This window comes from Massilia niastensis DSM 21313, assembly GCF_000382345.1.
Classification (GTDB): domain Bacteria; phylum Pseudomonadota; class Gammaproteobacteria; order Burkholderiales; family Burkholderiaceae_D; genus Telluria; species Telluria niastensis.
Genome location: NZ_KB908095.1, coordinates 75,408 through 99,650, shown reverse-complemented (window position 1 = coordinate 99,650; position 24,243 = coordinate 75,408). Strand labels below are relative to the sequence as shown.

At 67.0% G+C, this 24,243-nt stretch carries 20 protein-coding genes and 1 tRNA gene; 18 read left to right on the top strand and 3 right to left on the bottom strand.

Features of this window, described 5'->3' with window-relative positions:
* Position 1: 1 nt before the first annotated feature.
* The 13 genes from H162_RS0113630 (at position 2) to H162_RS0113570 (ending at position 16,409) form a co-directional block, all read left to right on the top strand.
* A complete protein-coding gene (locus H162_RS0113630; RefSeq protein WP_026354613.1) occupies positions 2–517 on the top strand; it encodes an LPS-assembly lipoprotein LptE in 516 nt (171 codons plus the stop codon).
* 12 nt (positions 518–529) lie between these two features.
* A complete protein-coding gene (holA, locus tag H162_RS0113625) occupies positions 530–1,543 on the top strand; it encodes a DNA polymerase III subunit delta (RefSeq protein ID WP_020654032.1) in 1,014 nt (337 codons plus the stop codon).
* Between the two features lie 94 nt (positions 1,544–1,637).
* Positions 1,638–2,903, top strand: coding sequence for a glutamate-5-semialdehyde dehydrogenase (locus tag H162_RS0113620; protein WP_020654031.1), 1,266 nt, complete (start codon positions 1,638–1,640; stop codon positions 2,901–2,903).
* A 15-nt stretch (positions 2,904–2,918) separates the two neighbouring features.
* The gene (locus H162_RS0113615; protein ID WP_020654030.1) at positions 2,919–3,335 is read left to right on the top strand and encodes a CopD family protein; all 417 of its coding nucleotides are present in this window, start codon (positions 2,919–2,921) and stop codon (positions 3,333–3,335) included.
* A gap of 129 nt (positions 3,336–3,464) precedes the next feature.
* On the top strand, positions 3,465–4,667 hold the full coding sequence (locus H162_RS0113610) for a THUMP domain-containing class I SAM-dependent RNA methyltransferase (protein ID WP_371846847.1): 1,203 nt from the start codon (positions 3,465–3,467) through the stop codon (positions 4,665–4,667).
* 1 nt (position 4,668) lies between these two features.
* Positions 4,669–5,949, top strand: coding sequence for a multidrug effflux MFS transporter (locus H162_RS0113605; protein ID WP_020654028.1), 1,281 nt, complete (start codon positions 4,669–4,671; stop codon positions 5,947–5,949).
* A 338-nt stretch (positions 5,950–6,287) separates the two neighbouring features.
* Positions 6,288–8,438, top strand: a complete 2,151-nt coding sequence (locus tag H162_RS0113600; protein ID WP_020654027.1) for an HDOD domain-containing protein — start codon at positions 6,288–6,290, stop codon at positions 8,436–8,438.
* A gap of 28 nt (positions 8,439–8,466) precedes the next feature.
* Positions 8,467–10,659: a putative bifunctional diguanylate cyclase/phosphodiesterase gene (locus H162_RS0113595; protein ID WP_156885600.1), complete on the top strand. Its 2,193-nt coding sequence runs from the start codon at positions 8,467–8,469 to the stop codon at positions 10,657–10,659.
* Positions 10,660–10,665: 6 nt separating this feature from the next.
* Positions 10,666–12,234: a tetratricopeptide repeat protein gene (locus H162_RS0113590; protein WP_020654025.1), complete on the top strand. Its 1,569-nt coding sequence runs from the start codon at positions 10,666–10,668 to the stop codon at positions 12,232–12,234.
* Between the two features lie 132 nt (positions 12,235–12,366).
* The gene (locus H162_RS0113585) at positions 12,367–13,596 is read left to right on the top strand and encodes a putative DNA modification/repair radical SAM protein (RefSeq protein WP_020654024.1); all 1,230 of its coding nucleotides are present in this window, start codon (positions 12,367–12,369) and stop codon (positions 13,594–13,596) included.
* Positions 13,593–15,083, top strand: a complete 1,491-nt coding sequence (locus H162_RS0113580; RefSeq protein WP_020654023.1) for a UdgX family uracil-DNA binding protein — start codon at positions 13,593–13,595, stop codon at positions 15,081–15,083. Before H162_RS0113585 ends, H162_RS0113580 begins: the two co-directional genes overlap by 4 nt.
* Positions 15,084–15,210: 127 nt before the next feature.
* Positions 15,211–16,239 carry a TraB/GumN family protein gene (locus tag H162_RS0113575; protein WP_020654022.1) on the top strand — a complete coding sequence of 343 codons (1,029 nt, stop codon included), beginning with the start codon at positions 15,211–15,213 and terminating at the stop codon, positions 16,237–16,239.
* A gap of 96 nt (positions 16,240–16,335) precedes the next feature.
* Positions 16,336–16,409 (top strand) — tRNA-Gly (locus H162_RS0113570).
* A gap of 35 nt (positions 16,410–16,444) precedes the next feature.
* Here H162_RS0113570 and H162_RS30815 read toward each other — a convergent pair.
* Positions 16,445–17,749, bottom strand: a complete 1,305-nt coding sequence (locus H162_RS30815) for a sialidase family protein (RefSeq protein ID WP_156885598.1) — start codon at positions 17,747–17,749, stop codon at positions 16,445–16,447.
* A 123-nt stretch (positions 17,750–17,872) separates the two neighbouring features.
* Between H162_RS30815 and H162_RS0113560 the strand changes: the two genes are divergently transcribed.
* Both H162_RS0113560 and H162_RS0113555 read left to right on the top strand, forming a co-directional pair.
* Positions 17,873–18,799 carry an aldo/keto reductase gene (locus tag H162_RS0113560; protein WP_051109930.1) on the top strand — a complete coding sequence of 309 codons (927 nt, stop codon included), beginning with the start codon at positions 17,873–17,875 and terminating at the stop codon, positions 18,797–18,799.
* Positions 18,796–19,467, top strand: coding sequence for a DUF6064 family protein (locus H162_RS0113555; RefSeq protein WP_020654019.1), 672 nt, complete (start codon positions 18,796–18,798; stop codon positions 19,465–19,467). The genes H162_RS0113560 and H162_RS0113555 overlap by 4 nt, the downstream gene beginning before the upstream one ends.
* 38 nt (positions 19,468–19,505) lie before the next feature.
* Here H162_RS0113555 and H162_RS0113550 read toward each other — a convergent pair whose 3' ends face one another.
* Together H162_RS0113550 and H162_RS0113545 are read right to left on the bottom strand one after the other, a co-directional pair.
* Entirely contained in the window at positions 19,506–20,036 is a 531-nt protein-coding gene (locus H162_RS0113550; RefSeq protein ID WP_020654018.1) for a YqhG/Tai3 family protein, read from the bottom strand.
* A gap of 147 nt (positions 20,037–20,183) precedes the next feature.
* On the bottom strand, positions 20,184–21,299 hold the full coding sequence (locus H162_RS0113545) for a succinylglutamate desuccinylase/aspartoacylase domain-containing protein (protein WP_020654017.1): 1,116 nt from the start codon (positions 21,297–21,299) through the stop codon (positions 20,184–20,186).
* A gap of 166 nt (positions 21,300–21,465) precedes the next feature.
* On the opposite strand from H162_RS0113545, the gene trmB reads away from it, so the two are divergent.
* The 3 genes from trmB (at position 21,466) to H162_RS0113530 (ending at position 24,237) form a co-directional block, all read left to right on the top strand.
* Positions 21,466–22,146, top strand: coding sequence for a tRNA (guanosine(46)-N7)-methyltransferase TrmB (gene trmB, locus H162_RS0113540; RefSeq protein WP_020654016.1), 681 nt, complete (start codon positions 21,466–21,468; stop codon positions 22,144–22,146).
* Positions 22,147–22,273: 127 nt separating this feature from the next.
* On the top strand, positions 22,274–23,488 hold the full coding sequence (locus tag H162_RS32665) for a sensor histidine kinase (protein WP_051109928.1): 1,215 nt from the start codon (positions 22,274–22,276) through the stop codon (positions 23,486–23,488).
* Complete coding sequence (locus H162_RS0113530) at positions 23,485–24,237, top strand: LytR/AlgR family response regulator transcription factor (RefSeq protein ID WP_020654015.1); 753 nt, start codon at positions 23,485–23,487, stop codon at positions 24,235–24,237. The genes H162_RS32665 and H162_RS0113530 overlap by 4 nt, the downstream gene beginning before the upstream one ends.
* The last annotated feature ends 6 nt before the right edge of the window (positions 24,238–24,243 follow it).

Below are 24,243 nucleotides of genomic sequence, written 5' to 3'. Positions count from 1 at the left end.
GATGACAGCGCCGAGAATCCAATTGGTGCGCGTGCTGGCGGCGCTGCTGGCGGCCGCGGTCCTGGCGGGCTGCGGCTTCCAGCTGCGCGGCTCGGGCGGCCAGTACAACATGCCCTTCCAGAGCGTGTGGCTGGCCTTCCCCGAGACCTCGCCGCTCGGCACTGAGCTCAAGCGCAACCTGCGCGCGGCCGGCACCGTGCGTGTCGAGGAGGACGCCTCGAAGGCGCAGGCGCTGTTCGACGTGCTGGGCGAATCGCGCGGCAAGTCCATCCTGTCGCTCAACAGCCTGGGCCGGGTGCGCGAATACTCGCTCAGCTACACGCTGGTGTTCCGCGTGCGCGACGCCAACAACCGCGAGCTGCTGGCGCCGACCGAGATCACCCTGCGCCGCAACATCGCCTTCGACGAATCGCAGGTGCTGGCGAAGGAATCGGAAGAAGTGCTGCTGTACCGCGACATGCAGGCCGACCTGGTGCAGCAGATCCTGCGCCGCCTAGCCGCGATCAAGCCGGTGTGAGTGGGCTGAGCGATGCAGTTGCGGCTTGAGGCGCTCGAGGGGCACCTGTCCAAGGGACTGGCGCAGTTGTACGTGATCACCAGCGACGAGCACCTGCTCGCGCTGGAAGCGGCCGACCGCATCCGCAAGACCGCGCGCGCCCAGGGCTACACCGAGCGCGACGTGCTGACGGTCGAGCGCACCTTCAAGTGGGGCGAGCTGCTGGCGGCCAACCAGGCGCTGTCGCTGTTCGGCGACAAGAAGCTGATCGAGCTGCGCATCCCGAGCGGCAAGCCGGGCAAGGACGGCAGCGCCGCCCTGCAGAGCTATGCCAAGGACCTCAGTCCCGACAACCTGACCCTGATCACCCTGCCCAAGCTGGACTGGCAGACCGCCAAGTCCTCGTGGGTGACGGCCTTGCAGCAGGCGGCGGTCTACATCGAGATCCCGAACGTGGAGCGGGCGCAGCTGCCGGCCTGGATCGGCATGCGCCTGTCCAGCCAGGGGCAGAGCGCCGAGCGCCAGGGCCTGGACTTCATCGCCGACCGGGTCGAGGGCAACCTGCTGGCGGCGCACCAGGAGATCCAGAAACTGGGATTGCTGTACGAGCCGGGCAAGCTGAGTTTCGAGCAGGTGCACGACGCCGTGCTGAACGTGGCGCGCTACGATGTCTTCAAGCTGTCCGAAGCGATGCTGACGGGCGATCCGGCGCGGCTGGCGCGCATGCTCGATGGCCTGAAGGGCGAGGGCGAGGCGCTGCCGCTGGTGCTGTGGGCGGTGACCGAGGAAATCCGCACGCTGCTAAAATTGAAAACCGGAATGGGGCAGGGGCGTCCGCTGGGCGCGCTGCTGAAGGAATACCGGATCTGGGGTCCGCGCGAGCGGATGATGGAACCTGCGCTGCGCCGCGTGTCGATCGGCACGCTGGAGGCGGCGCTGCAGGATGCGGCGCAGGTCGACCGGATGGTCAAGGGCCTGCGCTCGAAGCAGTTTGCGGGCGACGCATGGGATGCGATGCTGCAGCTGGCCTTGCGGGTGGCGCGGTAACGGCGACGCGATCCGCCAACCCACGGGTGAAGGTCCATGCCCACTCGCCGTAACTGATCGACAACACAACGCGACAACGCAACGGGACAATACGATGGACATCACCGCACACATGCACACCCTCGGCCGACAGGCCCGCGCGGCTTCGCGCGCCATGGCCCGCGCCGACGGCGCCACGCGCAACCGCGCGCTGCTCCTGATCGCCGAGGCGATCGAACGCGATGCCGCGGCGCTGCGCGCCGCCAACCAGCTCGACCTCGACGCCGCCCTCGCCGGCGGCCTGGCGCCGGCGCTGCTGGACCGCCTGGCGCTGTCGGATGCCGCGATCGCCACCATGGTGGCCGGCCTGCGCCAGATCGCCGAGCTGCCCGATCCGATCGGCGAGATCTCGAACATGAAGGTGCGCCCGACCGGCATCCAGGTCGGCCAGATGCGCGTGCCGCTGGGCGTGATCGGCATCATCTACGAAGCGCGCCCGAACGTGACGGTCGATGCGGCCGGGCTGTGCATCAAGAGCGGCAACGCGGCCATCCTGCGCGGCGGCTCGGAAGCGATCCACTGCAACCGCGCGCTGGCCAGGCTGGTGGCCGAAGGCCTGGACCAGGCCGGCCTGCCGCAGGAGGCGGTGCAGGTGGTCGACACGGTCGACCGCGCCGCCGTGGGCGCCCTGATCACCATGCCGCAGTACGTCGACGTGATCGTGCCGCGCGGCGGCAAGGGCCTGATCGCGCGCCTGATGGAAGAGTCCACGGTCCCGATGATCAAGCACCTGGACGGCATCTGCCACGTCTACATCGACGCCAAAGCCGATCTCGAGAAGGCGCTGCCGGTCGCGTTCAACGCCAAGTGCCACCGCTACGGCACCTGCAACACCATGGAAACCCTGCTGGTGTCGCGCGAGATCGCCCCGACCGTGCTGCCGCGCCTGGCGGAGCTGTACCAGCAGAAGGAAGTCGAGCTGCGCGCCGATCCGGAAGCGATCGCGATCCTGGCCGGCTACCCGCACCTGGTCGCCGCGACCGACGAGGACTGGAGCACGGAATACCTGGCGCCGATCCTGGCGGTGAAGGTGGTGGCGGGGCTGGACGAGGCGATCGACCACATCAACACCTATTCGTCGAAGCACACCGACGCCATCATCACCGAGGACTACAGCGGCGCGATGCGCTTCCTGCGCGAAGTCGATTCGGCCTCGGTGATGGTGAACGCCTCGACCCGCTTCGCCGACGGCTTCGAGTACGGACTGGGCGCCGAAATCGGCATCTCGAACGACAAGCTGCATGCACGCGGCCCGGTCGGCCTGGAAGGCCTGACCTCGCTCAAGTACGTCGTGTTCGGGCACGGCGAAGTACGCAAATAACAACAAGGGAAGCGCATGCTGTATCTCTGGGTAAAGGCTCTGCACATCGTCTTCATCGCCTCCTGGTTCGCCGGCCTGTTCTACCTGCCGCGCATCTTCGTCAACCTGGCGCAGGAAACCAATGCGGCCGCCACCGAGCGCCTGCTGGGCATGGCGCGCCGGCTGTACCGCTTCTCGCTGATCCTGTCGGTGCCGGCGGTGCTGCTGGGCGTCTGGCTGTGGCTGGGCTTCGGCATCTCGGGCGGCTGGCTGCACGCGAAGCTGGCGCTGGTGATCGTGACGATTGGCTACCATCACATGTGCGGCGCGATCCTCAAGAAATTCGAGCGCGGCGGGAACCTGCGCAGCCATACATGGTTCCGCTGGTTCAACGAAGTGCCGGTGCTGCTGCTGCTGGCGATTGTCATCCTGGTGGTGGTCAAGCCGTTCTGAACGGCCTGCCGCCCGGGACGACAATGCCGCCAGTGGCGGCATTGTCTTTTTTAATGTCATCGGCCGGCGCCGCTGGCACGTTATCTCTACAGTTTCTACAGTTTTATCAACGGACAAAGGGTACCCCTCATGACCTCCTACTTTTGCCCATGCCCGCGCGGCATGGAAGCCCCGCTTGCCGAAGAACTGGGTGAAATCGCCCAGCAAAGCCCCACGATGAAGGTGCACAACCAGGTTCCAGGCGGCGTGCACTGCTCGGGCTCCCTGATCGACGCCTACCGCATCAACCTGCATTCGCGCATCGCCTCGCGCGTCCTGATGCGGATGGGCCAGCGCAGCTACCTGAACGAGAACGACATCTACGACCTGGTGCTGGAACAGCCCTGGGAAGACTATTTCGGCCCCGAGCACACCATCCGCGTCGACGTCACCGCCGTCAAGTCGCCGCTCAAGAGCCTGGAATTCACCACGCTGAAGATCAAGGACGCCGTGTGCGACCGCTTCCGCGACCAGTTCAACCGCCGCCCGTCGGTGAATACGCGCGAACCCGACATGCGCATCGTCGGCTTCCTCGACCAGCGCAACTTCATCATCTACCTCGACACCTCGGGCGAGGCGCTGTTCAAGCGCGGCTGGCGCGAGGAGACCGGCGACGCGCCGCTGCGCGAGAACCTGGCCGCCGGCATGCTGCGCGTGGCCGGCTGGAAGCCGGGCGTTCCGCTGTTCGACCCGATGTGCGGCTCGGGCACGATCCTGGTCGAGGCGGCCCAGATGGTGCAGGGCATCCCGCCGGGAGCGCGCCGCCGCTTCGCGTTCGAGAAATTCCGCGACTTCGAGCGCGAGGCCTGGCAGGAAATGAAGGCCGCGATCAAGGCCAATCCGCTGCCGGCCGAGCCCACCATCTTCGGCTCCGACATCTCGGGCGACATGGTGGCGATGACCCGCCATAACCTGAAGATCGCCGGCATCCTGTTCGAGGTGCCGCTCAAGCAGATCGAGGCCCAGCACGTGTCGCCGCCGACCGCCCAGCCGGGCATCCTGCTGACCAACCCGCCGTACGGCGAGCGGATCGGCGTGCGCGGCGACAGCACGGTGCCCCAGGACGAGATGGCGGTCAGCTTCTATTCGGCGCTCGGCACCACGCTCAAGCAGCGCTTCGCCGGCTGGACCGCCTTCCTGTTCACGGCCGACCTCGGCCTGCCGAAGCTGCTGCGCCTGAAGGAGTCGCGCAAGACCCCGTTCTTCAACGGCGCGCTCGAATGTCGCCTGTTCCGCTTCGACATGGTGGCGGGCTTCAACCGCCGCGAAGAAGCCAAGCCCAAACAGGAATGACATGCTGACGCCGCCGGACCCGCCCAATCTACCGAAAGATCCCGTCATCCCGGTTCCGCTGCCCGCGCCGCACAAGATCGCGATGCTCTCGGCCGGCGGGCTGGCCACCCTGCTGGCGGCCCTGTCGATGCTGGGGCCGTTCTCGATCGACGCCTACCTGCCGGCCTTCCCGCAGATCCGCGCCGACCTGCGCGCCTCGGGGCTCGAGGTCCAGCAGACCCTGACCGCCTACATGCTGGCCTTCGCCGGCATGGTGCTGTGGCACGGCGCGCTATCGGACGCCTTCGGGCGCCGCAACGTGATCCTGGTGGCGCTGGTGGTGTTCGCGATCGGCACCTTCGGCTGCGCCTCGGCCTCCACGGTGCACTACCTGTGGGTGTTCCGCATCATGCAGGGCGTGTCGGCGGGGGCGGGCGTGGTGGTGGGCCGCGCCATCATCCGCGACCTGTACTCGGATGCGCCGGCCGCGCGCCTGCTGTCGATGGTGACGATGATCTTCTCGATCGCGCCCGCCATCGCGCCGGTGCTGGGCGGCTGGATCGTGACCTTCTTCGACTGGCGCGCGATCTTCCTGGCCCTGTGCATCTATACGGCTGCGCTGGGCTGGTTCTGCTGGAAGCACCTGCCGGAAACCATGCCGAAGGAGAAGCGGCAGCCGTTCAATCCGCGCTTCCTGGCCGAGAGCTACAAGGCGATCTTCAGCTCCTTCCTGTTCCACATGAAGGCGGGCGTCACCGCGCTGAACTTCGCCGGGCTATTCCTGTACATCGCCGCCGCCCCGGAAATGCTGCCCGAGCAGCTCCACCTGGGACCATCGGAGTTCGCCTGGCTGTTCGTGCCGACCGTGAGCGGCATCTTCCTCGGCGCGCTGGCGGCCAACCGGCTGGCGGGCAGGATGGACTTCGCGCGCCAGATCCGCATGGGCTTCTTCTTCATGCTGGGCGCGATCGTATTCAACGTGGGCTACCACGCCTTCCTGCCGCCGTCGCTTCCCTGGACCGTGGCGCCGATGTTTTTCTACACCTTCGGCAGTTCGATCATCGCGCCGGGCGCCACCCTGATGGCGCTCGACCTGTTCCCGCACATCCGCGGCACGGTGGCGTCCTGCCAGTCCTTCGCCTCGACCCTGCTGGGCGCGGTCGTGGCCGGCGTGATCGCCCCGGCGCTGTCGCACTCGGTGCTGGCGCTGGCGCTCGGCCAGGCCGGATTCGGGCTGCTGGCCCTGGCCTTCTGGGTCACGGCGCGGCGCTACCGGCGGCGCCGGCTGCGCAGCGAGATGTAAGGAGCAAAGCCGGGGCAGCCCGGCTTTTTCATTGGCGCCACACTCTGCCGGAAGCGCCGAAATAAGTTTTCACGCCTGGATATAAACGTACTACCATCTCGTGTTTGGTAATAAATAGTTGTTGTCTTTTAACTATTTCGACCTCTGTTCGGCAACAGTTTTTCTTGAAACTATTGTTCCTGATCAGAAATGTCTATATGCTAAGAAATGTTTTCTAAATCTGGAATAGGGGATGAAACACTCCTTTGTTCGACAGACCGAAAAATTTGACCTTGTGGCGGGCCCGGGTGGGGCGGCCACTGACCAACCCTCGAAAAGTGGCGGCCGTGTTTGAAAACATGCACCAATCGGACCAGGATATCCGCAATCGCTTGCTGATTGCCCGTCTGCCGGCGATGCCGCAGATCCTCGTCAAGCTGATCGAGCACCTCCAGGCGGACGACCTGGGGATGCCGGAACTGGCCGCCCTCATCGCGAAGGATGCGGGGATGACCGGCAAGCTGCTGGCGGTCGCCAACAGCTCGGCCTATCACCGCCACACCCGCAGTCCGAACCTCGAGCAGTCGCTGGTCGCGCTCGGGACGGACATGATCAAGACGCTGGTCATCAGCGACTCGGTGTTCCAGACCTTTAACAGCTTCCCGCATTCCGGCAGCACCGACCTGCGCGCGTTCTGGAAAAACTCGCTCACCGCCGCCGTGCTGGCGCGCGAGGCCGCGCGCGCGCTCGAGTATCCGCACCTGGAAGAGGCTTACCTGGCCGGCCTGCTGCACAACGTCGGCCGCCTGGCGCTGCTGGCCACCGCGCCCAAGGAATACGGTTTCAACTTCAGCGCGCGCGACGACGAAGACCTGTGCGCGGTCGAGCAGCGCACCCTGCAGATCACGCACGCCGAGGCGGGCGCCTGGCTGGTGGAGCGCTGGCAGCTCGATTCCTTCCTGGCCGACGCGGTGCTGTACCACCACGAGGCGAGCGACCGCCTGGAGTCCAGCCATCCCCTGATCCGCATCGTGCGCCTGGCGCATGTGCTGGCCAGCCATGCCGGCGACGAGGCGGCGGTGGCGGACGCCTGCGCGCTGTGCGGGATCGAGGCCGCGCAGGCCGAACGGCTGCTGGCGGGCGCCGCGCGCCAGGTCGAGAAGGCCGCGGCCCACCTGGGCATCGACCTGGCCGGCGCCGACGACATCCCGGCGCCGCCGGCCTATGCGCCGCCGGCCGTCGATCCGGTGCAGCAGCGCCTGTCCGAGGAAGTGCGCAACATGGTGCTGGTCTCCGAGGTGGGACAGAGCCTGGCGCGCCAGCAGGGCGAAAGCGGCCTGCTGGAAGCGATGACGCGCACCGCGCGCATCCTGTTCGATTTCGAGAGCACCGTCGTCCTGCTGGAGAACCCGACCGGCCACGCCCTGGTGGGCGCGCCGACCGCGGGCAGCCAGCGCATCGCCGAATTCGCCATGCCGATCGCCAAGGGCGGCCCGGTGGCCAAGAGCGCACTGGAGCGCCGTCCCGCCTTCGTGCAGCGCGAGCGCCAGCCGCTCGGCCTGGCCGAGGAGCAGCTGCTGCGCATGCTCGGCACCGACAGCCTGGTGTGCGTGCCGCTGGTCGCGGGCGCGCGCTGCCTGGGCGTCCTGGTCGGCGGCGTGCCCGCCTGGCAGCTGCCGCATTGCCAGCGCCGCGAGCGCTTCATGCAGGCCTTCGGCGCCCAGGCCGCGACCGCGCTCGAGAACATGCTGTCCGAACGCGGCCATGCGCGCCGCCAGCTGGCCAACGTGGCCGAGGAATACCGCGAAGCCTCGCGCCGCGTGCTGCACGAGGTGAACAACCCGCTGTCGATCATCAAGAACTACCTGAGTGTCCTGGACAGCAAGCTGGCGCGCCAGGAGCCGGTGGCCGGCGAGATGTCGATCCTGAACGAGGAGATCGACCGCGTCGGACAACTGATCGGCAGCCTGGCCGACATGAAGCCGAGCGACAGTGGCCCGCGTCCGACCGAGGTCGGCAAGGTGGTCGACGACGTGCTGCGCCTGTTCCGCAGCACCGGCTTCGTGCCGGCCTCGGTCGAGATCCAGGCCCGGATGCACGAGGAAGCCAGCCGCATCGACGGCGACGCGGACGTGCTCAAGCAGATCCTGGTCAACCTGGTCAAGAACGCGATCGAGGCGCTGGGCGGCACGGGCGGGCGCATCGAGATCGTGAACCGCGGCCACGTCAACCGCGAGCGCCAGCTGTACCTGGAACTGGTCGTCAGCGACAACGGCCCCGGCCTGTCGCGCGAGGTGCTGGCCAACCTGTTCGCGCCGGTGAAGAGCACCAAGGACGGCGCCCACCACGGACTGGGCCTGTCGATCGTGCACAGCCTGGTCAAGAAGCTGGGCGGCCACATCGCCTGCCGCAGCGGGCGCACCGGCACCGCCTTCGAAATCCTCCTGCCGGCGTGGTCCGGCGCCGGCACGGCGGTCGCCTTGCCGGCGCGCGCGCTCGGCTCTGCCTGAACCCACCATGAACGCGACCTCCGCCACCATGTTTCCCGGCGATCCCGCTCCGTTTTCTCCGACCCTCGAGGCGGACAGCCAGCCGCGCCTGCTGCTGGTCGACGACGAGCCGCGCCTGCTGTCATCGCTGTACGAACTGCTGCGCGACCGCGGCTACCGCCTGGTCACGGCGTCGTCGGGCAACGAGGCGCTGGCCCAGCTGTCGCGCCAGCGCTTCGACCTGGTGCTGCTCGACCTGCGCCTGCCCGACATCGGCGGCCACGACGTCATGGACTTCATCAACGAGAAGGGCATCGACGCCGATGTCATCGTGATGAGCGGCGAGGTGGGCATCGATGCGGCGATCGGCGCGCTCAAGCGCGGCGCCTACGACTACCTGCGCAAGCCCTACAGCCGCGAAGAGCTCCTGACCACGGTGGCCAACGCGCTGCAGCAGCGCCGCCTGGCGGCCGACAACGAGCGCATCGCGACCCAGCTCGAGAACTCCGAGAAGATGTACCGCTACCTGGTGGACAGCTCGCCGGACATCATCTACACGCTGAACCACGAGGGCCGCTTCACCTTCGTGAACGACCGCGCCTACCAGCTGCTCGGCTACACCAGGGACGAGCTGCTGGGCCAGCACTATTCGATCCTGGTGCACGAGGAAGACCTGGAGCGCGCGCGCTACGTGTTCAACGAGCGCCGCGTTGACGAGCGCGCCTCGCGCAACGTCGAGCTGCGCCTGAAGTGCCGCGGCGGCAACGGCCATGACCGTACCTTCAACACCACCCTGATGACGATCTCGCTGAACGCGATCGGCATGCACGTGCCCGACCAGGAAGTGAAGAAGCTGGAATTCTTCGGCACCTACGGCGTGGCGCGCGACATCACCGACCGCAAGCGCGCCGAAGAGGTCATCTCCTACCAGGCCTACCACGACATCCTGACCGACCTGCCGAACCGGATCCTGTTCAAGGACCGCCTCGGCCTGGCCGTGATCCAGGCCAAGCGCAAGCAGACCGAGCTCGCGGTGATGTTCATCGACCTCGACCGCTTCAAGCTGGTCAACGACACGCTCGGCCACGTGAAGGGCGACGAGCTGCTGCAGCAGGCCGCGCTGCGCCTGAAGGAATGCCTGCGCAAGGGCGACACCCTGGCGCGCCAGGGCGGCGACGAATTCACCATCGTGCTGCCCGAGCTGCGCGACCGCGACGACGCGCGCATGGTGGCCGACAAGTTCCTCGAGGCCCTGCAGCGCCCGTTCGACCTGGACGGCCACGAAGTGCACATCTCGGCCTCGATCGGCATCGCGATCTACCCGGGCGACGGCGAATCGATCGACGAGCTGCTGCGCCATGCCGACATCGCGATGTACCAGGTCAAGGCGCTGGGCAAGAACGGCCACAGCTTCTACCACGACTCGATGCTCGACGTGTCGCACCAGAAGATCGCGCTCGAGCAGGCCCTGCGCCGCGCGCTCGAGCACGACGAGCTGGAGATGTACTACCAGCCGCAGATCGATGCGGTATCCGGCCGGATCGTCGGCGCCGAGGCGCTGATGCGCTGGAACCATCCGACCCGCGGCCTGCTGTCGGCCGGCGAGTTCCTGCCCTTCGCCGAAGAGAACGGCCTGATGCTGCCGATCTCGGACTGGATGATCGGCGCGCTGTGCCGCGACATGCTGCAATGGAAAATGGTCGGCGGCGCCGACGTGCGCCTGTCGCTGAACCTGTCGCCCCAGTACCTCGACCGCGGCGACTTCTTCGAGAAGATGCGCGGCGCGCTGCTGCGCTACGGGATCGCGCCGGGCCAGATCGAGGTGGAGATCACCGAGAACATCTGCATCCGCAATCCGCAGTACGCGATCGAGCAGCTCAACAAGCTGTGCCAGCTCGGCGTGTCGGTGGCGATCGACGACTTCGGCACCGGCTATTCCTCGCTTTCCTACCTGCACCGCTTCCCGATCCATACGGTGAAGATCGACCAGTCCTTCGTCAAGGAGATCCACGAGCAGGGCGGGCATTACCCGGTGATCCTGGCGATCATCTCGATCGCGCGCGGCCTGGGCCTGCACCTGATCGCGGAAGGCGTCGAGACCGTGGAGCAGGCGAATTACCTGCGTTCCAACGGCTGCCACACGATGCAGGGCTACCTGTACTACCGCCCGATCCCGCTGCAGGACTTCATCGGCGCGCTGCGCGCGAAGTCGGCGCCTGGCCTGCGCGCCGTCCAGGCGTAGGCGGCCATGCCCGACACCCCGGTCCAGCCCAGCGACACGGACAGCCGCCACACGGCGGAATTCCTGCGCCTGAAGGCGCTGGCCGAGCGCGGCGTCGCCAATGCCCAGCACAGCCTGGGCTTCATGTACGTCAACGGCCAGGGCGTGCCGCGCAACTACGAGCTGGCGGTGGCCTGGTACCGGATGGCCGCGTCCGCGGGCGTGGAGCAGGCCCAGTACAACCTGGGCGTGATGTACCAGAAGGGCCAGGGCGTGGAACAGGACTTCGGCCAGGCCGCCTACTGGTACCGGCGCGCCGCCGAGCAGGGGTATGCCCAGGCCCAGTACAACCTGGGCTGGCTGTACGCCAAGGGCCAGGGCGTGCCGAACGACGTGCAGCAGGTCTTGCACTGGTTCAGCCAGGCGGCCGAGCAGGGCGAACCGGGCGCGCAGCACAACCTGGGCATGATGGTCGAAACCGGCAAGGGCGTGCCGCAGGACCTGGACGCGGCGCTCGGCTGGTACCGGCGCGCCGCCGAGCAGGGCTACGCGCGCTCGCAATTCAACCTCGCGCTGCGCCACGACAGCGGGCAGGGCGTGGCGCGCGATCCGCAGCAGGCGCTGGCGTGGCTGCGCAAGGCCGCCGAGCAGGGCTATGCGCCGGCCCAGTTCAACCTCGGGCTGCGCTACGACAAGGGACAGGACGTGGAGCAGGACAGCCGCCAGGCGATCCTGTGGTACGGCCGCGCCGCCGACCAGGGGCATGCCAGCTCGCAGTTCAACCTGGCCCTGATCCACGACAGCGGGCAGGGCGTGCCGCGCAACGAGACGCTGGCGCTGGCCTGGTTCCGCCGCGCGGCCGGGCAGGGCCACGCGGGCGCGCAGGACAACCTCGGCATGCGCTACGAGAACGGCCAGGGCGTCGAGCGCGACCTGGCGCAGGCGGCGCACTGGTACCGCCAGGCGGCGGAGCAGGGCCTGCCGGCCGCGCAGCACCACCTGGGCCAGCTGCACGACAGCGGCGGCGGCGTGGAGCAGGATGCGGCGCTGGCGGCGGCGTGGTACCGCAAGGCGGCCGAGCAGGGCCACCTGCGCGCCCAGTTCGACCTGGGATTGCGTCATGAAGGCGGGATCGGCGTGCCGCGCGACAGCGCGCAGGCGCTGGAATGGTACCGGCGCGCCGCGCACCAGGACTATGCGCCCGCGCAGTACATGGTCGGCGCGCTGCTCGACCGGCTGGAGCAGGGCGATCCGCGCGAGGCCGCCGACTGGTTCCACAAGGCGGCCGACCAGGGCCATGCGCTGGCGCAGTTCGAGCTGGGCCTGCGCTACGACTGCGGCAAGGGCGTCGAGCGCGACTACGAGGCGGCGCATTTCTGGTACCTGTGCGCCGCGCGCCAGGGACATGCGCGCGCCCAGTTCAACCTGGGCGTGATGTACGCGGCCGGGCAGGGCACGCAGCGCGACCTGATGGAAGCGTACGCATGGCTGCACCGGGCGGGCAGCGCCGGCGTGGCGCCGGCGGCGGCCTACCTCAAGAAGATCGCAGGGCGGCTGGAGCCGCTGCAGCTCGAACAGGCGCAGCGCCTGGTATAAGGCGGACGCGCGCCGCGCCAGCCAAGCCTGTCCCACCTTTGAACCGCCCACACCCCCGCACGCCTGCGCCCGCGCATGCCGTGCCCCGGCGCGCTGCGGTACACTGTATGCCCATACAGTTGACCCGCCGCGATGGAACTTAACGACAAGCTCGAAATCCTGGCCGACGCCGCCAAATACGACGCCTCGTGCGCCAGCAGCGGCGCGCCGAAGCGCGGCTCCGAGGGCAAGGACGGCCTCGGCGCCACCACCGGCATGGGCATCTGCCACAGCTACACGCCCGATGGCCGCTGCGTCTCGCTGCTCAAGATCCTGCTGACGAACTTCTGCATCTACGATTGCCAGTACTGCATCAACCGGCGCAGCTCGAACGTGCCGCGCGCCCGTTTCTCGGTCGAGGAAGTGGTCAAGCTGACCCATGATTTCTACATCCGCAACTACATCGACGGCCTGTTCCTGAGCTCGGGCATCATCCGCTCGGCCGACTACACGATGGAACAGCTGGTGGCGGTCGCGCGCCAGCTGCGCGAGGTGCACCAGTTCCGCGGCTACATCCACCTCAAGACCATTCCCGACGCCGACCCGGCCCTGATCGCCGCAGCCGGCCGCTATGCCGACCGCCTGTCGGTGAACATCGAGCTGCCGACCCACGACAGCGTGACCCGCCTGGCGCCCGAGAAGAACGTCCACACGATCAAGCTCGCGATGGGTGCGATCCGCCGCAAGCTCGACGAAAAGGCCGAGGAGCCGAAGGCGCCGAATTTCGCGCCGGCCGGGCAGAGCACGCAGATGATCGTCGGCGCCGACGCCAGCGACGACCACACCATCCTGAACACCGCCGAGACCCTGTACGGCAGCTACAAGCTCAAGCGCGTGTACTACTCGGCCTTCAGCCCGATCCCGCACAGCCCGAAGAGCGTGCCGGCCGCACCGCCGCCCCTGCTGCGCGAGCACCGCCTGTACCAGGCCGACTTCCTGCTGCGCGGCTACGGCTTCACCGCCGGCGAACTGATGCCGGCGTCCGGCAACCTGGCGCTCGACGTCGATCCCAAGCTGGCCTGGGCGCTGTCGAACCGCGATCACTTCCCGATGGACCTGAACCGCGCCGACGCCAGCATGATCGCGCGCGTGCCCGGCATCGGCCTGCGCAACGCCAAGCGCCTGGTCGACCTGCGGCGCCTGCGGCGCATCCGCTGGGAAGACCTGTCGCGGCTGCGCTGCAGCCTCAAGAAGCTGGCGCCCTTCGTCGTCACCGCCGACTACAAGCCGGCCCAGGGGGCGGCCGATTCGACCCTGCTGCGGCGCCACCTGGCCGACGCCCCGCAGCAGATGAATTTGTGGCCGGAACTGCAGGCCGCATGAACACCGCCGCCGCCGTCCTCGCAGGCCAGCCGGTCCAGGTGACCGGCTTCGCCGAATGGCGCGAGGCGGCGCGCGAACTGCTGCGGGCCGGCGTGCCGCCCGAGGCGGTGACCTGGGGCGCGCCGGGAGGCGACCTGTTCTCGGGTGCGCCGGCGCCGGCTGGGCCCCCGCATAATGCCGCCATACCGCTGCAGGAACCGAAACCGGCACCGCATTCGCCCCCGCGTTTGCCCCGTTCACTGCTGGAGATGCTGCAAAAAGCCGCGTGCTACCGGGATCCCGATCGCTGGGCCTTCCTGTACCGGGTGATGTGGCGCTGGCAGCAGGGCGAGCACGACGTGCAGTCGCCCGCCGACCCGGACGGCGCGCGCCTGCATGCGATGGCCAAGGCGGTGCGCCGCGAGGAGCACGACATGCATGCCTACATCCGATTCCGCGAGCGGCCCGAGGAGGCCGGGCCGCCGCGCTTCGTCGCCTGGTTCGAGCCGCGCCACGACGTGCTGCCGCAGGTGGCCGAACATTTCATCGCCCGCATGGGCGGCGTCAGCTGGATGATCGCCACACCCGAGGCCAGCGTGCTGTGGGACGGCGCGACCCTGCACAACACCGGTCCCCTGATGTCGAGCGCGGCCGACCTCGACGACGCCGGCGAGGCGCTCTGGCTGACCTACTACCGCAGCATCTTCAATCCCGCGCGCCTCAATGCGCCGCTGATGCAAAGCCACATCCCGTCGCGCTTCTGGAAGAACCTGCCCGAAGGCGCGCTGGTGCCTTCGCTGGTCAGCCAGGCGGGGCTGGGCGCGCGCCGCATCGGGCAGGTCGCCGCGGTCGGGCGCAAGAGCGGCAGCACGATCCCGATCGCGCCCGAGGATGCGCAGCCGGAACGCGAGCAGCCGTCCAGGCTCGACGAATGCCGGCGCTGCGAGCTGTGGCAGTACGCGACCCAGGCGGTCGGCGGGGAAGGGCCGAAGCGCGCGGACATCATGATCGTCGGCGAGCAGCCGGGCGACCAGGAAGACCTGGCCGGCGCGCCCTTCGTCGGCCCGGCCGGCAAGCTGCTCGACCGCGTGTTCGAGCAGGCGGGCCTGGACCGGCGCAGCGTCTATCTCACCAACGCGGTCAAGCATTTCAAGTGGGAGCCGCGCGGCAAGCGCCGCCTGCACAAGACGCCGGTGCAGCGCGAGATCGAGGCCTGCCACTACTGGCTCGAGAAGGAACTGGCCGCGTGCAAGCCCAAGGTCATCGTCGTCATGGGCGCAACCGCGCTGAAATCGGTTTTCCAGGCCGGGAACGTCACCCTGAAGGACAAGATCGGCCGTCCCGTGCGCCACGGCGACAGCTGGGTGGTGACCATCTACCACCCCTCGTACGTGCTGCGCGTGCCGGACGAAGCGTCCAAGCAGGAAGCGTTTTCCGTGATGGTCAAGGGCCTGAAGCTGGCGCAGGAACTGCTGGAGCGGCCCGACCTGCCCGAGCCTCCTCCCTGAAGCAGCCTGGCGGCCCGGTATATGCACCTCATGCTGGGGTAATAGAGTTGCAACATCCTGTTACTGTCGAGCATCTACTGCCATAATGGCATTACGATTGGCGAAACATTAACAACAGGATGTCCTCATGAGCAAACTCGTCGTACCGGCGCTGTGCCTGTGTCTATGGTCAGCGCCTTCCTGGGGCCAGTCGGCCGATCCGTCCACCCAGCCCGAGGCGGTTGCGGCCGAGGCCGTCGACGCCCAGCCGGTGCCGGAGCAGATCCACGTCGTGGCCCAGCGCCCCGGTCCGGGCATGTGGAAGGTATCGAAGGGCGATCATGTGCTGTGGGTGTTCGGAACCTATTCGCCGCTGCCGAAGAATGTCGAGTGGCGTTCCCGGCAGGTGGAGGCCGTCATCGGCCGCTCGCAGGAATACCTGGCGCCGCCGGGCGCCTCGGCCAATCCAGGCTTGTTCAAGTCGATCACCCTGCTGCCCTACATGATCGGCATGCGCAAGAATCCCGATGGCCACCAGTTGCGCGACCTGATGCCGCCGGAAGACCATGCGCGCTGGACGGCGCTCAAGGCGAAGTACATGCCGGACAACGAGGACGTCGAGCGCGAACGGCCACTGTTCGCGGCCCAGGCGCTGGTGCGCAGCGCGCGCCTCCAGGCAGGCCTGGACAGCGATTACGCGGTGCGCAAGCGCGTGCTGGAACTCGTCAAGAACCACAAGCTCAAGGTCACGTCGTCCAACGTCGAGCTGCCGATGGACAATGCACGGGGTTTGCTGAAGGACTTCAAGAAGAATTCGCTGAAGGACGTGGCCTGCCTGTCGACAACGATGGCGACGCTGGACAGCGATATCGCGGAAGCCAGCGTGCGCGCCGCCGCGTGGTCGAAGGGGAATGTGGAGGAAATCCGCAAGCTGAACATCGCCGCACGCGACGAAGCCTGTTTCGATTCCCTGTTCGACAGTGCGATGTTCGATAAGGAACCTGCGTTCAAGAACATGAAGACCAATATGCGCGAAAAGTGGCTGGCCTCGGCGGAAAAGGCGCTGGCAAACAACAGCTCGAGCTTTGCGATGCTGCCGATCAAGGACGTCCTCGATCCGAAGGGGGTGATCGCGGCGCTGGCGGCCAGGGGGTATACGGTCGAACAGCCCGATTGATGGCCGTACCCGCTTTGCCTGGCAGCTTGCGCCAGGTGGAGCAGGAGCATTGAGAATTTGTCAAATCTCCAAAAACACGCGTAGAATGCAGGCAACGCGGGTGTAGCTCAATGGTAGAGCAGAAGCTTCCCAAGCTTACGACGAGGGTTCGATTCCCTTCACCCGCTCCATTCTTCCTGTACCTTCACTTTGCAGCCCTGCTGCGTCAGCGTAATCCCTGAATCAGCCAGATACGGCTTGCCTGGCCGAATCCAAGGCTGCTGTTGATCACGGTAATCGCGCCATCCTTCCCAACGGCAAGCTTCTTTCCTAGCAGTCCCTGATGGCTTCCATTGACGCCAGCGGGATCCTCGCTGCCCGGAACCAGCCGCGATGGGCCGAATGTCAGTCCGCGATCGCTGGAGACGGCAAACCCGAGGCCGCGCGGCCTGGCGTCCGGCCGAGGAAACAGCTCCCATAAGACATGAACGCGGCCGTTCGCATCGGTCGCGAGCGCCGGATAGCCCGCAGCGACAGGCATGGAAATAGTACGAGGCGCATCGAAGCTGTCACTACCGGCATCGGCGCGTGCGTACTTGACCTTCGATGCATCACTCATCCGATCCGGGCGCTCGGCGTAAACCAGATGCACGCTTCCATCATGGCCAATCGCCAGCCGTGGCGCGTCCGCATACGCGTCCTTCACGCCGATCAGCCGCGGCTGACCGAAGGATCTGCCGGCGTCGGTGGAGACGGCCACCCGGATATCGGCATCGTCGTCTTCGCCCACCGTCCAGGCCAGCCAGACGGCGTCCGCTCGACCTGTCGCCAGCGACGGGCCGCGCGCCGGAAGGCGAGCATCGCCTGCGATCCTGGCGGGCCGGGAAAAACTGGCGCCTGCGTCCACGGATCGGATCAACCACAGCGCGCCATCGTATTCAGTCCATGCTGCGTAGACCGTCCCATTGGCCGCCACCGCGAGGTCCAGGCTGCCGTTCGACCAGATCTTGGACGAGACGCGTCCCTTGCCGTCTCCACCAATCGAGGAGGACAGATTGACGGGCGCGCCGAAACTGCGCCCGCCATCGAGCGAGCGGGCGAACAGGATGTCGCCGCCATGCGAGCCGCCGGAGAAGATGATTTCCTGCCACAGCAGGTAGACCGCGCGATCCGCCCCGGGACTGGCCGCGATGCGCGGGTGCCACGAGAAGGTGGCGCCGTTGCGCGAGGCGTTGACGGTGGCGGTCGCCACTTTCCCGTCGCCGCCGCGCGTCTGGAACAGCACATCCTTGCTGCGCTGGTCGACCCAGGCGAGCGCCAGCCTGCCGTCGGCCAGGTAAGCGACGGTGCCGTCGTCGACGTAATCGTAGTCGGATTCGTTCTGGCGCCAGGCGCCCTTCGTTCCCCCACCGGTGGCGATCTCGATCGGCGGCTGCCAGTCGACGCGGGGCGCCAGCATTGCCGCCGAAGCCAGCAATGCCAGCACCCACAGGACAAGGGCGCCCATCAGTCGAACCAGGCCGGGAAGCATGATCGGTTTCCGTGCAGCGTGTCAGTGTGCGGAACGAGTACCCGCGGCAAAGGGCAGCGCCGTACCGCGCCCGGCCACGGTATGCTGGCATCCTACGCGTCGCATTCGCACAGGAGCGCCCGCATGACTTCCGCTTTCCGCTCGCGCCGTCGCCTGCTGGGATCGCTGCTCGCCATTCCTGCTGGCCTGGCGCTGCCTTCCCTGCACGCCGCGCCGGCCGCGGCGCTGCTGACCCGGCCGATTCCGTCGACGGGCGAACAGTTGCCGGTCATTGGGCTGGGCAGCTGGATCACCTTCAATGTCGGCAAGGATCCGCAGGGCCGTCTGGAGAGCGCCAAGGTGATGCGCGCATTCTTCGCGGGCGGCGGCCGGCTGGTCGATTCCTCGCCGATGTACGGCTCGGCGCAGGATGTCATCGGCGAAGCGCTGCAGGCCATCCAGCCGGCGCGGCTGTTCTCCGCGGACAAGGTCTGGATCGGCGCCGGCGCGAGCGGCCCGGGGCAGATCGAGCAGTCGCGCCGGCTGTGGCGCGTGCCGCGTTTCGACCTGCTGCAGGTGCATAACCTGCTGGCGTGGGAAGACCACCTGCCGACCCTGCTGGCGATGAAGAAGGCGGGGCGTCTGCGCCATGTCGGCATCACGACGTCGGAGGGCCGGCGCCACGGCGAGATCGTGAAGATCATGGCGAGCCAGCCTATCGATTTCGTGCAGGTCTCGTACAACCCGCTCGACCGCGAGGTAGAGCAGCGCATCCTGCCGCTGGCGCGCGAGCGGCGCATCGGCGTGATCGTGAACCGGCCGTTCCGGCAGGGCGAGCTGACCCAGGCGCTGGCCGGCAAGCGCCTGCCGGGGTGGGCCGCCGAGATCGGCTGCACCAGCTGGGCGCAGGCGTTGCTCAAGTTCATCGTCTCCCACCCCGCCGTCACCTGCGCCATTCCCGCCACCTCGCGGGTCGATCACGTGCGCGAGAACCTGCTGGCCGGCGCCGGCCGGATGCCCGACGAGGCGCTGCGCAAGCGCATCGCCGCCGATGTCGAAAGGCTGGCATGAGCGAATGGTGGACGTACACGCTGGCCGACCTCCTGATGTTTTCGGCGCGGACGTATTACCGCCTGTTCGAACTGTACAACCGGGACATCTGGCCCGCCCATGTGTTGGCCGATGCCGCGGGCATGCTCGTCATCGGCTGCATCGTCCGCGCCGGCGCGCTGGCGTACCGGATCGCATACAGTCTGCTTGCAGTGAGCTGGGGCTGGATCGCGTGGGCCTATCACTGGGAACGGTATGCCGACATCAACATCGCAGCACCATATTTTGCGGCTGGGTTCAGCTTGCAGGCGCTGATGCTGGGCTGGCTGGCATTGCAACCGAACGAGGTGCCAGCGGAGCGGGCACCCGCCCGGCTGGCAGCGGGGATCGTCGGATTGTCCGTGATCGGGTATCCGCTGCTGGCGCTACGAGAGGGGCGCGGCTGGGTGCAAGCCGAAATCTTTGGTATCGCACCTGACCCGACGGTAGCGGCCACCCTCGGTGTCCTGCTGGTGTCGCGCGGCCACTGGGTTACGTGGTCAATTCCCATAGCGTGGTGCGCAGTCAATGGCGCTACATTGATGGAACTGCAGGTGGACCATGCCTGGCTACTACCGGCGCTTGCAGTCGTTACCGTAGCTGTCGGCTTGTTCTCCAGACGCGTCACACATCCGGGAGCCATGCTTTGAATGGCTGAGCAAGTTTCATGCAAGCCTCAGCATACTATTCACTTGCCTTGATGAGTGAGCTTGTTCGCCAGGAGTTGTTTGAGTGACGCGTTCTTCCACCCTTCGTAGCGGATGTCGTTGATTCTCCATTGGCCATCCCGCTTCACCAAGTGGTACTCCAACTGTATTTTTTCGCGATTCGATGGATATGTGAACTCAACCGCTACGATGCCATTGCCCACCGATCGGATCGACAGGTCGGCTGCGCCGGGATCCTGTGAAACAAAAATGGGATCGAAGCCGAGGTTGCATACGTCGCCAGTTTTCTGGGCGCAGCGTCGATCCGCGATGAGCAGCGAGGCGAGTTCAGGATCGAAATAGCGTAGTAGAACTGATTTCTCTTGCTCAGGCAGCGGCTTGCCGAAAATTTCGTTTGCTCCAGAGATGGCTTGCCAGGCGAAGGCCTTATAGAGGCCACCGACGACAGCGATCTGTTTGTCAGGACTAGATGGGGCAGCAATACTCGATCCAATGGAGAAAAGAGCAATGCCGCATGCGGCGATAACACGTTTAATGGCGGTCGACAGCATACGGAGGTCTCTCGTTACGATAGCCTGGGTGTGTTCAACTTCAGAAGCGAATTGCGCAGCTTCAATCTTGAAGGAAACAGTATCCTGGAATTTTGCGAGACCTTTTCCGGATATCTCGTATAAAGCAGCGTAGCAGAGACAGAAACATCAGCTCGACAGCAAATTTCCCGACCTGAACGATTCCTCTCCCGCCACCTTACACACGTGCATGCCGCGCAGCAGATGCCGATGCGCCGTGCTCGCAAACAGCAGGCCCGGACGGCTCGCCGACAAGGCGCTCACCTTGCCGCTGACCGGATTGACGATGTCCGCGATCGGCTCGCCCGCCTCGACCCGGTCGCCCAGCTGCTTGTGGAACACCAGCACGCCCGCATGCGGCGCCTCGAGCGGCTCGACCGCGCCGAGCGGCGTCGGGGTGCAGCGCGCCTCGGGCAGCGCGCGCACCGGCAGGTCGAGCACGCCGGCATGGGCCAGGTACTGGAGCAGGGCGTCCGCATCCTGGCGCGCATAGTCGTAGCGCACGTCCATCTCGCCGCGCAGCTCGATGGTCACGGCCACGCAGGCGGGCGGGATGGCGGCGTCGGGAAAGTGGTCCGCCAGGTCCCACCACAGCCGGCCGCATGCCTCGTCGAAGGGTTCGCCGCCCGACTCGTTCGCCAGCAGCAGCACCCGCGCGCCCATCAACGCCGCCAGCGGCTGCACCGCCCCGGCCAGCGGCGTGCCGGCATACATGTGCAGCACCGCCTCGTTATCGCAGTGCAGGTCGAGCATGAAGTCGGCGTCGATCGCCATCGCCAGCAGGGTTTTCTTCAGCGTCCCGGCGCTGTCCTTCGGCTCCCACGCGTCCACCGAGCGGCGCGCCTGCTCGCGGATCAGCGCGACATTGGCCTGCGCATCCGTGCCGAGCCTGCCCGCGAGCGAGGCCTTGAGCTCGTCGGCCACGTGACGATAGGCGCGGTTGAAGTTGATGCCGGTCGCGAGGTCGTAGCGGCCGAAGGGCGTGCCCTGGATGACCTGGGACAGTCCGAGGGGATTGGCGGCCGGCACCAGGATCACCTCGCCCTTGACCCGTCCTTCCGCATCGAGCCGCTCCAGTTCCTGGCGCAGGACATGCGCGACCAGCATGGCCGGCACTTCGTCGGCGTGCAGCGCGGCCTGGATGTAGACCTTCCTGCCGATGCCCGGTGCGCCATAGTGGAAGGAGCTCAGGTGGACGGTGGCGACGTTGTCGTCGATGGCGATCGGGTGTTTCGTCGAATGCATGGGCAGGTTCCGGCAACGGTGGCGATGCCGCGATGATGGCCGAACCGGGCCGGCCGCCCCGCACGCCCTACGGGGGGCGGGACGCGTGAGCTATAATGGCGACCGTTTTTCCTCATTTCTCATCCCCATGTCCTCTGATACGCCAACCAACGGCCCGGCGCGGCCCATGCTTTACGATCCCACCGAACACCGCATCCGCAGCTTCGTGACGCGCGCGGGACGGCTGTCGACCGCGCAGGCGCGGGCGCTGGAGGAACTCGGTCCGAAGTTCCTGATCGAGTACAAGAAGGAGCCGCTGGACCTGGCCCGGGCCTTCGGCCGCAAGGCGCCGGTGGTGCTGGAGATCGGCTTCGGCATGGGCGACACCACCGCCCACATCGCGCGCCTGATGCCGGAGAAGGACTTCCTGGGCGTCGAGGTGCACACGCCGGGCGTGGGCAGCCTGCTCAAGCAGATCGGCGAACAGGACATCGCCAACCTGCGCCTGATCCAGCACGATGTCGTGGAAGTGCTGAACAACATGATCGTCGACGGTTCGCTCGACGGCGTGCACGTGTTCTTCCCCGACCCGTGGCACAAGGCGCGCCACAACAAGCGCCGCCTGATCCAGCCGCCCTTCGTCAAGCTGCTGTGCCAGAAGCTGGCGCCGGGCGGCTACCTGCACTGCGCCACCGACTGGGAAGACTACGCAATCCAGATGCTGGAAGTGCTGGGCAACGAACCGGAACTGCAGAACACCGCCGAAGGCTACGCCCCGCAGCCGGCCTACCGCCCGCTGACCAAGTTCGAGAACCGCGGCCTGAAGCTGGGCCACGGCGTCTGGGACCTGGTGTTCACCAAGAAGTAATCCTTCCCTTCAAGGCGGATCGTCGTTCGACCATCCGCCTTCGTCGTTCGTCACCGCCCGCTTTTCTCTCCGCCCCAGGATGCCTAGACTGGTCTCGTTGCTATACATTAACGAGTACGGAGGAGCCATGTGGGGAAAATTCTGGAAGTGGTGGCGCGCGTGGGAAGAGGAACAGCTGGCCGTGCTTCAGCAGCCGAGCCTGGCCGCGCACGCGCCGGAAGGCTACCGCCGTTACTTCGCCTGCAAGCTGGCCGCGCTGTCGCCGATCGAGCGCCAGGAACTGCACCGTTTCTCGGTCACCTACCGTGGGCGCAGGTTGATCCTTGCGCTGCTCAAGCTGTGCCTCGTGTCCTCGCTGGCGGGCGCCGTGCTCAAGCTGGCTTTCCTGCCCAATCTTCCCTGGCCTCACACGATGTTCGGCGCCAATGCCGTCGGCCTGGCCATGGTCATGGCGCTCACGACAGTCTGGTTCAACTACCCCAGGATCGCCCGTCACAAGCTCAGGACGTTCGCGGCTGTCGTCGGCCTGGCGCTGGCGGGCGGCCTGTTCGGCAGCGCGGTCGCGATGTTCGAAAAGGGCGAATCCTGGGAGATCCTGCTCGACAGGCTGCCCAGGATCGTGGCCACCGTGACCCTGGTGCCCGGCCTGCTGTTTGCCGGGCCCCTGATCGTCCTCGCGGTCATGCGCAATCGCCATTACGAGACGCTCACCGCCCGGCTCCAGCGCGATGCCGAGCAGGAGCGCCTGGCGCGCGAACTGAGCGAATCGCAGCTGCGCCTGCTGCGCGCCCAGATCGAGCCGCATTTCCTGTTCAATACGCTGGGCGCGGTGCAGCAGCTGGCCGAGCAGGGCGCCCCCCGTGCCGCCGAGCTGACCGCCAACCTGATCGACTTCCTGCGCGCCAGCATGAGCGACATGCGCTGCGAACAGGTCAGCCTCAAGGCGGAGTTCCGGCTGGTCGAATCCTACCTGCGCGTGATGCAGACAAGGATGGGCGAGCGCCTGCACCTGCGTATCGACCTGCCCTCCGCCCTGGAAGGGATATGCGTGCCGAGCATGATCGTGCTGACCCTGGCCGAGAATGCGATCAAGCACGGCATCGAACCGTCCCTGCGCGGCGGCGAGGTGGACGTCTCGGCCGAAGGGGATGCGGACCGGGTCCGCATCCGGGTGCGCGACAGCGGCGTGGGCATGAGCGATACGCCCGGCGCCGGCATGGGACTGGAAAACATCCGGCAGCGCCTGCGCCTGGCCTATGGCGACGGCGCCGGCCTGGCGCTGAGCGAAGCCGATCCGGGCCTGGTGGCCGAGATCCTTATCCCCTGCAAGGAAGCCCGATGACGAAGGTGACGGTACTAGTGGCGGAAGACGAACCGCTGATGCGCGAACGCCTGCTCGGCATGCTGGCGGCCACCTGGCCGCAGGCCGGGGTGGTGGCGGTCGCCGAAAACGGCAACGACGCCTGGGACGCTTTCCTGGAGCACGAGCCGCAGGTGGTGTTCCTCGACATCCGCATGCCCGGCATGTCGGGGCTGGAGGTGGCGGAGCGGATCGGCAAGCTGGCCCACGTGGTGTTCGTCACCGCCTACGACCAGTACGCGGTGGACGCCTTCGACGCCGGCGCGGTGGACTACCTGCTCAAGCCGGTGCAGCCGGGCCGGCTGGACAAGGCGGTGGCGCGCATCCGCGAAAAGCTCGGCAGCCGGCCGGCCGACCTGGGCGCCGTGCTGCGCCAGCTGAAGGCGGCGGCGCCGGAAGCGAAGCAGGAAAAGATCAAGTGGATCAAGGCCAGCGTCGGCAAGCAGATCCGCCTGATCGACGTCGACGAGGTGCTGTTCTTCCAGGCCGACAGCAAGTACACGCGGGTGGTGCTGGCCGGGTCGGAAGCGCTGGTGCGGATCCCGCTGAAGGATCTGCTGGGCGGGCTGGATGGCGAACGTTTCTGGCAGATTCACCGGGGAACCCTGGTGAACGTGAACGCGATCGCGGCAGCGGAACGGATCGATGCGGAACGGATGCAGGTGCTGCTGCGCGGGAGCGAGGAAACGCTCCCGGTCAGCCGCAGCTTCACCCACCTGTTCCGCGAATGAAGCCTC

What these genes read in the sequence shown, in the direction of transcription:
- H162_RS0113630 (WP_026354613.1), top strand. Translation starts at nt 2, where the DNA reads ATGACAGCGCCGAGAATCCAATTGGTGCGCGTGCTGGCGGCGCTGCTG.
- holA (WP_020654032.1), top strand. Translation starts at nt 530, where the DNA reads ATGCAGTTGCGGCTTGAGGCGCTCGAGGGGCACCTGTCCAAGGGACTG.
- H162_RS0113620 (WP_020654031.1), top strand. Translation starts at nt 1,638, where the DNA reads ATGGACATCACCGCACACATGCACACCCTCGGCCGACAGGCCCGCGCG.
- H162_RS0113615 (WP_020654030.1), top strand. Translation starts at nt 2,919, where the DNA reads ATGCTGTATCTCTGGGTAAAGGCTCTGCACATCGTCTTCATCGCCTCC.
- H162_RS0113610 (WP_371846847.1), top strand. Translation starts at nt 3,465, where the DNA reads ATGACCTCCTACTTTTGCCCATGCCCGCGCGGCATGGAAGCCCCGCTT.
- H162_RS0113605 (WP_020654028.1), top strand. Translation starts at nt 4,669, where the DNA reads ATGCTGACGCCGCCGGACCCGCCCAATCTACCGAAAGATCCCGTCATC.
- H162_RS0113600 (WP_020654027.1), top strand. Translation starts at nt 6,288, where the DNA reads ATGCACCAATCGGACCAGGATATCCGCAATCGCTTGCTGATTGCCCGT.
- H162_RS0113595 (WP_156885600.1), top strand. Translation starts at nt 8,467, where the DNA reads ATGTTTCCCGGCGATCCCGCTCCGTTTTCTCCGACCCTCGAGGCGGAC.
- H162_RS0113590 (WP_020654025.1), top strand. Translation starts at nt 10,666, where the DNA reads ATGCCCGACACCCCGGTCCAGCCCAGCGACACGGACAGCCGCCACACG.
- H162_RS0113585 (WP_020654024.1), top strand. Translation starts at nt 12,367, where the DNA reads ATGGAACTTAACGACAAGCTCGAAATCCTGGCCGACGCCGCCAAATAC.
- H162_RS0113580 (WP_020654023.1), top strand. Translation starts at nt 13,593, where the DNA reads ATGAACACCGCCGCCGCCGTCCTCGCAGGCCAGCCGGTCCAGGTGACC.
- H162_RS0113575 (WP_020654022.1), top strand. Translation starts at nt 15,211, where the DNA reads ATGAGCAAACTCGTCGTACCGGCGCTGTGCCTGTGTCTATGGTCAGCG.
- H162_RS30815 (WP_156885598.1), bottom strand. Translation starts at nt 17,749, where the DNA reads ATGCTTCCCGGCCTGGTTCGACTGATGGGCGCCCTTGTCCTGTGGGTG.
- H162_RS0113560 (WP_051109930.1), top strand. Translation starts at nt 17,873, where the DNA reads ATGACTTCCGCTTTCCGCTCGCGCCGTCGCCTGCTGGGATCGCTGCTC.
- H162_RS0113555 (WP_020654019.1), top strand. Translation starts at nt 18,796, where the DNA reads ATGAGCGAATGGTGGACGTACACGCTGGCCGACCTCCTGATGTTTTCG.
- H162_RS0113550 (WP_020654018.1), bottom strand. Translation starts at nt 20,036, where the DNA reads ATGCTGTCGACCGCCATTAAACGTGTTATCGCCGCATGCGGCATTGCT.
- H162_RS0113545 (WP_020654017.1), bottom strand. Translation starts at nt 21,299, where the DNA reads ATGCATTCGACGAAACACCCGATCGCCATCGACGACAACGTCGCCACC.
- trmB (WP_020654016.1), top strand. Translation starts at nt 21,466, where the DNA reads ATGCTTTACGATCCCACCGAACACCGCATCCGCAGCTTCGTGACGCGC.
- H162_RS32665 (WP_051109928.1), top strand. Translation starts at nt 22,274, where the DNA reads ATGTGGGGAAAATTCTGGAAGTGGTGGCGCGCGTGGGAAGAGGAACAG.
- H162_RS0113530 (WP_020654015.1), top strand. Translation starts at nt 23,485, where the DNA reads ATGACGAAGGTGACGGTACTAGTGGCGGAAGACGAACCGCTGATGCGC.